Source organism: Kitasatospora sp. NPDC058115 (assembly GCF_042884635.1).
GTDB lineage: Bacteria > Actinomycetota > Actinomycetes > Streptomycetales > Streptomycetaceae > Kitasatospora.
This window is the reverse complement of sequence record NZ_JBHVTL010000043.1, coordinates 37730-46758: the sequence shown is the minus strand read 5'-3', so window position 1 is coordinate 46758 and position 9029 is coordinate 37730. Positions and strand designations below refer to the sequence as shown.

The 9029-nt window shown below is 76.0% G+C and carries 7 protein-coding genes, 1 rRNA gene and 1 pseudogene; all 9 read left to right on the top strand.

The window, feature by feature from the left end:
* Window positions 1–92: ribosomal RNA gene (gene rrf, locus ACFVVL_RS33010) — 5S ribosomal RNA — on the top strand; the annotation flags it as partial.
* A 274-nt stretch (window positions 93–366) separates the two neighbouring features.
* On the top strand, window positions 367–1743 hold the full coding sequence (locus tag ACFVVL_RS33005) for a sensor histidine kinase (RefSeq protein WP_380297904.1): 1377 nt from the start codon (window positions 367–369) through the stop codon (window positions 1741–1743).
* Window positions 1695–2360 (top strand): response regulator transcription factor, encoded by a 666-nt coding sequence (locus tag ACFVVL_RS33000; protein ID WP_350555691.1) that lies wholly within the window; start codon window positions 1695–1697, stop codon window positions 2358–2360. Before ACFVVL_RS33005 ends, ACFVVL_RS33000 begins: the two co-directional genes overlap by 49 nt.
* 181 nt (window positions 2361–2541) lie before the next feature.
* Window positions 2542–4131 (top strand): DUF2637 domain-containing protein, encoded by a 1590-nt coding sequence (locus ACFVVL_RS32995; protein ID WP_387681775.1) that lies wholly within the window; start codon window positions 2542–2544, stop codon window positions 4129–4131.
* Window positions 4132–4174: 43 nt separating this feature from the next.
* Window positions 4175–5527: a DUF6986 family protein gene (locus tag ACFVVL_RS32990; protein WP_387681773.1), complete on the top strand. Its 1353-nt coding sequence runs from the start codon at window positions 4175–4177 to the stop codon at window positions 5525–5527.
* 87 nt (window positions 5528–5614) lie between these two features.
* Window positions 5615–6271, top strand: coding sequence for a YigZ family protein (locus tag ACFVVL_RS32985; protein ID WP_387681770.1), 657 nt, complete (start codon window positions 5615–5617; stop codon window positions 6269–6271).
* Window positions 6272–6383: 112 nt separating this feature from the next.
* On the top strand, window positions 6384–6698 hold the full coding sequence (locus ACFVVL_RS32980) for a cupin domain-containing protein (protein WP_387681767.1): 315 nt from the start codon (window positions 6384–6386) through the stop codon (window positions 6696–6698).
* 209 nt (window positions 6699–6907) lie between these two features.
* Window positions 6908–8668 (top strand): hypothetical protein, encoded by a 1761-nt coding sequence (locus ACFVVL_RS32975; RefSeq protein WP_387681765.1) that lies wholly within the window; start codon window positions 6908–6910, stop codon window positions 8666–8668.
* Window positions 8669–8794: 126 nt separating this feature from the next.
* Window positions 8795–9029: pseudogene (locus ACFVVL_RS32970) on the top strand (hypothetical protein); the annotation flags it as partial.

The window sequence follows — 9029 nt, the reverse complement described above, 5'->3', positions numbered from 1 at the left end:
CGCCCGGTTACATTCCGAACCCGGAAGCTAAGCCTCACAGCGCCGATGGTACTGCAGGGGGGACCCTGTGGGAGAGTAGGACGCCGCCGAACAATTCTTCTGAGAAGCCCCTGCCGGGGAAACCGGCAGGGGCTTTTCGCATGTCCGGACTCCCGCGTCCGGAGGGTGTGCCAAGGCAAGGGAGCCAGGACAGGGGTAGACCTAGCACCACCTGAAGTCGGGTGGGACGGCCAGTGCACCCGGGCGGGTGTGCCGGGAAAACTGGGTCAGGAGGATCGGGGCCGGCCTGCGGCATCGGCACCATCGGCGGCATCAGCAACAGGAGCGCTCGTGGCAACGGAGAGTCGGATCAGCAGGGGCGGCGGCGTGCGTGTCCGGACCGAGGCGGCGTTCACGGCGGGCGGCCTCGGGCTGGCCCGGGTGGCGCTGCTGGTGGTGGGTGCGGTCCCGGTCGTGGTGGTGCCGGTGGTCGGTGCGCTGTTCGCCGGCGCGACCGTCGCGTGGATGCTCGACGCCTACTACCCGGCGGCGTTGTTCGCGCTGGTCGCCGGGGTGGTCGCGGGGCTGGCGCTGGCCGGGATGTTCGTGCGCCCCTCCGCCCGGCGCGCGCGGGCGCGGCTCGCCGACTGGTACGGGATCCGGCTGCCGGTCTCCTACAGTCCGCGTCCGGCGCTGGAGGCGGACGAGCGCGGTCACTGGTGGACCGGGTACTCCTACCACCGCTCCCACAACGTGGCCCGGCTGGCGCAGTTGCTGCACTGGGCGGTGCGGGACCGGGCGACCCGGGCCGAGATGCTCTGGCTGGTGATCAGCCCGCCGCTGGTGGTCGCGCTCGGAGCGCTGGTGGCGGGGCTGCTGGCCGGCGGCGTGACGTACCTGGTCGTGGCGGTGCTGAGCTACGAGTCCTACGGGGCGAACCCCACCGGTGCCGTGGCGGCGTTCTTCTCCGCCCTGCTGGGGCTCGCGCTGGTCGCACTGGGGGTGCTGCTGGCGCCGTACGCGGTGCGGGTGTACGCGGAGGTGGCGCGGCGGGTGCTGGACCAGGACGGCCGGGCCACCCACGCCCAGCTGACCCGGCGGGTGGCCGAGCTGACCGAGACCCGGGCCGACGCCGTCGGCAGCCAGGCGGCGGAGCTGCGGCGGATCGAGCGGGACCTGCACGACGGGGCGCAGGCCCGGCTGGTCGCGATCGGGATGACGCTGGGCACGATCGAACACCTCATGGAGACCGATCCGGCGGCGGCGCGCGAGCTGCTCTCCGAGGCCCGGCAGTCCTCGGCGCGGGCGCTCCAGGAGCTGCGCGACCTGGTCCGCGGCATCCACCCGCCGGTGCTGGCGGAGCGCGGGCTGGGCGACGCGGTACGGGCGCTGGCGCTGGACTGCGCGCTGCCGACCGAGGTCTGCGTGAGCCTGCCGGACCGGCCGCCGGCACCGGTGGAGGCCACGGCGTACTTCAGCATCTGCGAGCTGCTGGCGAACGCGGCCAAGCACTCGGGTGCCGAGCAGGTCTGGGTGGACATCCTGTACCGGGCGGGCCGGCTGCGGGTCACGGTCACGGACGACGGGGTCGGAGTGGCGGATCCCGCCCGGGGGACCGGGCTGCGCGGGATCGAACGCCGATTGGGTACCTTCGACGGTGTCCTCGCCATCGACAGTACGTCGGGCGGTCCGACCACCATCACCCTGGAGCTGCCGTGCGAGTTGTCCTCGCCGAGGACCTCTACCTCCTTCGAGAAGGTCTGATCCGGCTGCTGGAAGCGCACGGCTTCACGATCGCCGCCGCGGTCGAGACCGGCCCGGAGCTGCTCGACGCCCTGCTGACGCACCGTCCGGACGTCGCGGTGGTCGACGTCCGGCTGCCCCCGACGCTCACCGACGAGGGTCTGCAGGCGGCCCTCAAGGCGCGTCGGGAGATCCCCGGACTGCCGGTGCTGGTGCTCTCGCAGCACGTCCAGCAGCTCTACGCGCGGGAGTTGCTGGCCGACGGCACGGGCGGGATCGGCTATCTGCTGAAGGACCGGGTCTTCGCCGCCGACCAGTTCATCGACGCGGTCCGCCGGGTGGCGGCCGGCGGCACCGCGATGGACCCGGACGTCATCGCCAAGCTGATGCAGACCACCTCCCGCCGCCCCGGCCCGTTGCAGCGGCTGTCGCCCCGCGAGCGGGAGGTGCTGGAGCTGATGGCGGAGGGCTGCTCGAACTCGGCGATCGCCGCCCGGCTGACGGTGAGTGACGGCGCTGTCGCCAAGCACATCGCCAACATCTTCACCAAGCTCGAACTCGCCCCGGCCGAGGACGCCAACCGCCGGGTGATGGCGGTGCTCGCGTACCTCAACGGCACGGCCGGGCGGGCGGTCTGACCGGGCCCGGGTTTCCGGCGGCGGTGACGGTCCGGGCTGCGAGAACGCTGGGACAGGTGTACGAGTAAACTCCGGTGGGCCGAGCCCGGAGGTGCCTCAGCCGTCCGGCGCCCCGACACGCGGGAACCGGCAGCCGGGGCAGCGTACGGCCGCAGCCGACATCCAGGGGTTGATAGACGTAATGGCACGCCCATCGCTCACCAAGGCCCACCGGGGCCTGCTCGGCCTGGTCGCCGCCGGGGCCTGTGTCATCTCGGGTATCGGCTTCGCCGGCTCGTACAACGCGGTCAAGGAACTGGCCGAGGAGAAGGGCTTCGGCGCCTTCTCCTACGCCTTCCCGATCGGCGTGGACGCGGGCATCGTGGTGCTGCTGGCGCTGGACCTGGTGCTGACCTGGCTGCGCATCCCCTTCCCGCTGCTGCGGCAGACCGCCTGGCTGCTGACCGTCGCGACGATCGCGTTCAACGCCGCGGCCTCCTGGGGCGACCCGCTCGGAATGGGCATGCACGCGGTCATTCCGCTGCTGTTCGTCGTCGTGGTCGAGGCCTCGCGGCACGCGGTCGGCCGGATCGCGGCGATCACGGCGGACCGGCACATGGAGTCGGTCCGGGTGATGCGCTGGGTGCTGTCCCCGGTGCCGACCTTCCGGCTCTGGCGGCGGATGAAGCTGTGGGAGCTGCGCTCGTACGACGAGGTCGTGCGGCTGGAGCAGAACCGGCTGGTCTACCGGGCGCAGCTGCGGTTCCGGTACGGGCGGGGCTGGCGCCGCTCGGCGCCGATCCAGGCCCTGCTGCCGCTGAAGCTGGCCAAGTACGGGGTGCCGCTGGATCCGGCGGTGTTCGAGCGGATGGACGAGGAGACGCAGGCGGCGCGCGAGGCGAAGGAGGCCCGGGAGGCCGAGGCCCCGGCGCGTGCGGAGGCGCTTGCCACGCAGGAGTCCCGGGGCCTGGCGGAGAGCCGTGCGGCGGGCGCCCTCGTGCAGGCCGAGCAGGCGGCGCAGGCGGGGAACGGCGGGCAGCCGGGACCGGCGAAGGCGCCGGCGGATCCCCAGGCGCAGTCCGAGCCCCAGCCCCAGCAGCCGCCGCAGCACCGGCAGCAGTCGCCGGTCCAGGCCGAGCCGGCGCCCGCCGAGGTGCTCGCCCGGCTGGCCGCCGTGCGGCTGCGTGACGCGCAGGAGCCGGCGGGGGAGGAGCCGTCGGCCGCGCCGCAGCCGCAGGAGGATCTGAACGTGTGGACCGAGCGGGCCGTGCGGACCACCGGTCACCCGAGCGACGGGGCCCCGGGCGGCAGGGTGCCCGGCCAGGTCTCGCCGTGGTTCAAGGCCCCGCGCCCCACCGAGCCCGCCGGGGAGCAGCCGCAGCAGGCCGCTGCCGGCCCGGGCGCCCCCGTCGAGTACGCCGAGGAGCCCGGTTTCCCGCCGGAGCCAGACTTCGCCGGGTCCGGGTTCGCGGAGCCGGAGTTCGCAGGGCCGGGGTACGCCGGGCCCGAGGCCGTGCGGGAGGTGCCGGAGGCCGTGGATCGCCCGCAGCGCCCGTTCGGTCCCGCGCCGCGTCCCGGCGCCTACCGGCTGGACCCTGAGCAGGCGTTCGAGGGACTGGTGAGCTACATCGAGACCTTCGAGCACGAGCCGGACCCGCAGCGGCTGGCCGTCTGGCTGACCGAGCACCACGGGGTGAGCGGGAGCCGTCCCGACGGCTCGGTCCACCCCAAGGACATCGAAGCGCTCCTTCCGGAACTGCGCGGCCGGTACGCCGCGTCCGGGAGGGACTGACCGGCGCGCGGTGGCCGCGTGCGAGCCTGCCGGAGGGGGACGGATGTCGCAGGACGGGACGGGCGGGACCGGGCCGGGGGGCGCGGCGGGGTTCTCCGCCGCCGCCCGTTCGGCCGTGGACGCGCTGCTGGCGCCCGTCGACGCGGACCTCGCCCGCCGCTACCCGGGTGATTCGGGCGGCCGCCAGCCGGTCCACACCGTCTACGTGCCGGCCGACGCCTTCGCCGCCGACACCGTCCGGACCTGGGGCCGGCGGGCCCTGGAGGCCTTCGACGCCCACGCCGGGACCCCGGCGGCGCTGGCCCGCGCGCTCGGCGTCCCGGACGACGCGCTGCTCGCCGAGGTGCACCGCCGGGTGCGGGCCAAGCTGGAGCGCGAGCCGGTCGAGGACCTGCGGATCGACTTCGAGGACGGCTACGGCCCGCGGCCCGGCGCCGAGGAGGACGCGGCCGCCGTCCGGGCGGCCGAGCTGGTCGCCGCCGGCGTCGCCGACGGCACCGTCCCGCCGTACGTCGGCATCCGGGTGAAGTGCCTGGAGGCGGCCGTCCGGGACCGGGGGATCCGCACCCTGGAGCTCTTCCTGGTCACCCTGCTGGAGCGCGGCGCACTGCCCGCCGGGCTGGTGCTCACCCTGCCCAAGGTGACCTACGCCGAGCAGGTCACCGCGCTGGTCCGGCTGCTGGAGGACTTCGAGCGCACCGCCGGGCTGCCGGCCGGGCGGCTCGGCTTCGAGATCCAGATCGAGACCACCCAGGCGGTGCTCGGGCCGGACGGGCGGGCCACCGTCGCCCGGATGATCGGCGCGGCCGAGGGGCGGCTCACCGGACTGCACTACGGCACCTTCGACTACAGCGCCGCCTGCGGGGTCGCCGCCGCCCACCAGGGCCCGGACCACCCGGCCGCCGACCACGCCAAGGCGGTGATGCAGGCGGCGGCCGCCGGGACCGGGGTCCGGCTCTCCGACGGTTCCACCAACGTGGTCCCGGCCGGGACGACCGCCCAGGTGCACGCCGCCTGGCGGCTCCACCACGGCCTGGTCCGCCGCTCGCTCGCCCGGGCCTACTACCAGGGCTGGGACCTGCACCCGGCGCACCTGCCGACCCGCTACGCCGCGGTCTTCTCCTTCTACCGGGAGGGCCTCGCCCCGGCCGCCGCCCGGCTGTCGGGGTACCTGAACAGGGCCGGCGGGGACGTCCTGGACGAGCCGGCGACCGCCCGGGCGCTCAGCGGGTACCTGCTGCGCGGGCTGGACTGCGGGGCGGTGGACCTCGCGGAGGTCGCCGCCGCGACCGGGCTGGACCGCGCGGGGCTGGAGGCGCTGGCGGGCCGTCGCCGGGCGCGGCCGACGGCGGCCGTCGACCGGCCGGGTGCCGGGCGGGGGCCGGACACGGCTTAGGCTGGCGGAGCGGTCCCCGGCGAGCTGTCGTGCGGCGCGGGCCGCGCCGCCGCCACCGTCGTCGCCGTCCGGGAGAACCGCCGCGCCATGTCCGCCACACCGGAGCCGACCCCCCGGCCGTACCTGACCATCCGGAGCGCGGGCACGCACGAGCTGGAGATCAAGAAGTCCCGGTTCATCTGCCACCTCGCCCGGGTCGCCGACGAGGACGAGGCCCAGGCGTTCATCGCCGGCATCCGCAAGCAGTACTGGGACGCCCGGCACAACTGCACCGCCTTCGTGGTCGGCGACGAGCAGCGCCGCGAGCGCTCCAGCGACGACGGCGAGCCCGGCGGGACGGCGGGCGTGCCGATGCTGGAGGTGCTGCGGCGGCGCGGCGTCACCGACACGGTGTCGGTGGTGACCCGGTACTTCGGCGGGATCAAGCTCGGCGCGGGCGGCCTGGTGCGGGCCTACGGGAGCGCGGTGTCGGAGGCACTGGACGAGGTCGGGCTGCTGGAGCGGCGGCCGGTCGCGCTGCTCGCGGTGACGGCGGACCACACCCGGGCCGGGCGGGTGGAGAACGACCTGCGGGCGGCCGGGTACACCGTGAGCGACCTGGCCTACGAGGCGGCCGGGGTGCGGATCGAGGTCGGCGTGCCGGAGCCGGAGGTCGCGGCGTTCCACACCTGGCTGGCCGAGGCGACCGGCGGGACGTCGGCCGCGGTGGCGGCGGGCCGGACCTACGTCGAGGTGCCGGTCTGAGCCGTGCCGGGTTTCCGGACAGCTTTCCGGCCGGTTCCGGCCGCCCGGTCCCGGGGCCCCGGCGCCCTGCCTAGCCTGGTCGGATTCCGCCGAGCAGGGAGCCCAGACCACGATGCCCGTCGTCCGGACCATCACCCTGGGCCCGGGGGACAGCACCGGCTGGCACTACCACCCGGGCCGGGTCGACGTCGTGGTGCTCGCCGGGACGCTCACCCGGACCCTGCACGACGGCCGGGTGGAGGTCAGCCGGGCCGGTGACCGCCTGGTGGAGCACGCGGGGCCGGTGCACATCCACGTCGGCCACAACCACGGGCCCGTCCCGGTGGTCCTGATCGCCCGTTACGAGGCGCCGGTGGGCCGCCCGCTCGCGGTGCCCGTGCCGGTGCCCGGCTGGAGCCGCAGCGGCGCCGGGCACCGGGCCGACTGACCCGGGCGCGGCAGGGAGCCGGGGCCCAGCAGATCCTCGTCGTCCGCGGCGGACGGCTTGAGCAGATTCACCCGAATGTAGTGACGTGGCCCGGAGTTGGAACTTCCGCTCCGGGCCATGGCGTTTCCTGGGCACAGGTCCGGCGAACCGGACCAATGACCCATCGATGGAGGACACGGGACCCCACCACCGAACCCGGAGGAATGTGCATGACCTCGGAACGCTCCTCGTCGTCGCTGCCCGCCCAGGCCGGTCGTCCCGGCCCCGGAGGCCCCACGACGCCCTACCGGATGACCGTCACCACCGCCCTCCCGCACACCGACGCCCTCGCCCTGGCGGACCAGTGCCTCGCCACCTGGCTGAAGCAGGAATGGAGCGAGGAGCCCCCGCCCCCCGGACCCGCCGCCGGCCCGGGCGCGGGCGCGTCCCCCGCCGAACGGCTGCGGCTCGGCGAACGCGTCCTGCTGGACCGCGACGGCGGCCCGCTCGACGGCGCGCCGTCCGGCGGCCGTTACGACCGCCGCCGGGTGACCACCCCCGCCCCGCACGGCACCGACCGGCTCACCCTCACCGTGGCGACCGGGCCCGCCGGGCCGACCTGGCTGCGGTTGGAGGCCTCGACCCACACCACCGGCGGCGGGGTCCGCACGCCCGGACGGGTCCCGGTGCCCGAGGTGGTCCGGACCCTGCTGCCCCTGCTGGACGCCGCGGACGGCCCGGCCGCGGTGGCGGCCGCGCCCCGGGTGCTCACCGCCGCCGGGGTCGACCGGCTGGTCGACGAACTCTGCGACCCGGACCGGCGGATGCCCGTCGTGGTGGCCAGCGTGCCGGCCGGCCTCGGCGCCGGCCGCTGGCTCGCGGACGTCGTCGCCCCGCTCTGCGACCAGCTGCCCGGCCTGGCCGGCCTGTACGTCCTCGACGCCGACGCCCGGACCGGGTTCAACGTCGCCCTGGAGTACCACGCCGTCTACGGCGGCGCGGTGCGCACCTACCTGCCCGAGGTCGACCCGGCCTCGCGGCGGGACGGCCGCCGGCACCCGGTGCTGGCGCGGAACCGGATCGAGGAGGACCCGCGGCGCGCGGCCGCCCTGCTGGCCCGGGAGCCGCGCCGGCTCGCCGCCGAACGGCCGCTGCCGCCGGTGCTGGCGGACGTCCCGGTGCTGCGGCCGGCCCGTCCCGCCCAGGCCCCGGCGCCCGCGGCGCCCGCGGTCCCGGTGCCCGCCCACGGGCGGGAGGAACGCGAACGGGCCGGGCACCCGGCGCGGCACGAGCTCCGCCGGGAACGCCACCACGAACGGCCGAAGCCCAAGGCCCTGCCGGCCGGTGCGGCCGCCGGGCGGGCGGCCGGTTCCGGCCAGGGATGCCTGTCCGGCGGCCGGCTCTGCGCCGTGCCGGGCGGTGCGGGCGCACCCGCCGCACCGGCCGCACCCGCCCGCCGGGCCGGGTGGCGGCGGGCCGGGCCCTCCGGCGGCCGCGGCGGCGTCCCGCTCACCTTCACCGAACTGATGGCCCGGCTCGGGGAGTTCCCGCTGCTCACCTTCACCGGCGACCAGAAGGCCGCGCTCGCCCTCGACGAACTGCGCTGCGCCGGCGGCGGCTGGGCCCGGCTCACCTGGGACGGCCTCACCGCGCTCCAGGAGTACGCCGAGGCGGCCGTGCGCGGCCAGGCGGGCGGCGACTTCAAGCAGTGGTGCGAGCGGACGCCGGCCGGCTGCCACCGCTTCCCGCCCCGCAAGGCGGTGCGCGGCGAGTCCCGGACGGTGCACAGCCACGCCAAGTGGAAACGGGAGCGGATGCTCCCGGTACCGGAGTGCGTGGACGCCTCCCGGCGCGCGTTCATGGGTGCGCATCTGCGGATCGGCGGCGGCCGCACCGCACCCCGGTTGCACTACCTCGACGACTGTTCGGGCAGTGGCCGGATCTATGTCGGCTACATCGGGCTGCACCTGACCAACACCAAGACCAACTGAGAGGCTTGGCTGACCGGTGCGCCCGTTCGGTGGACAATGTCCGGGAGGGGGCGGGCCTCGGGGTGGCCGACGGGTTGCCGACCGCCCCCGGGCAGCCGCCGGACGAGCCTGGGGGAACGACCACCGATGCAGTACTCAGCAGACGGCCAGTCCGACGGTGCTGTCACGGCCCCCCAGCCGGGCTTCCTGGCCTCGGTCTTCCGTGACCTCGGGGTCGAGCCGGACGACGACGACCCGTCCGGCCGGCCCGCCGGTGCCCCGGACGCCTCCCCGGACGGCCCGTCACCCGACGGCCCGCCGGGCGTGGGGGGGGGGCGGGGCGGGGGCCGCGCCCCCCCCCGGGCGCGCGGCGGCGCACCCC

What these genes read in the sequence shown, in the direction of transcription:
- ACFVVL_RS32995 (WP_387681775.1), top strand. Translation starts at nt 2,542, where the DNA reads ATGGCACGCCCATCGCTCACCAAGGCCCACCGGGGCCTGCTCGGCCTG.
- ACFVVL_RS32990 (WP_387681773.1), top strand. Translation starts at nt 4,175, where the DNA reads ATGTCGCAGGACGGGACGGGCGGGACCGGGCCGGGGGGCGCGGCGGGG.
- ACFVVL_RS32985 (WP_387681770.1), top strand. Translation starts at nt 5,615, where the DNA reads ATGTCCGCCACACCGGAGCCGACCCCCCGGCCGTACCTGACCATCCGG.
- ACFVVL_RS32980 (WP_387681767.1), top strand. Translation starts at nt 6,384, where the DNA reads ATGCCCGTCGTCCGGACCATCACCCTGGGCCCGGGGGACAGCACCGGC.
- ACFVVL_RS32975 (WP_387681765.1), top strand. Translation starts at nt 6,908, where the DNA reads ATGACCTCGGAACGCTCCTCGTCGTCGCTGCCCGCCCAGGCCGGTCGT.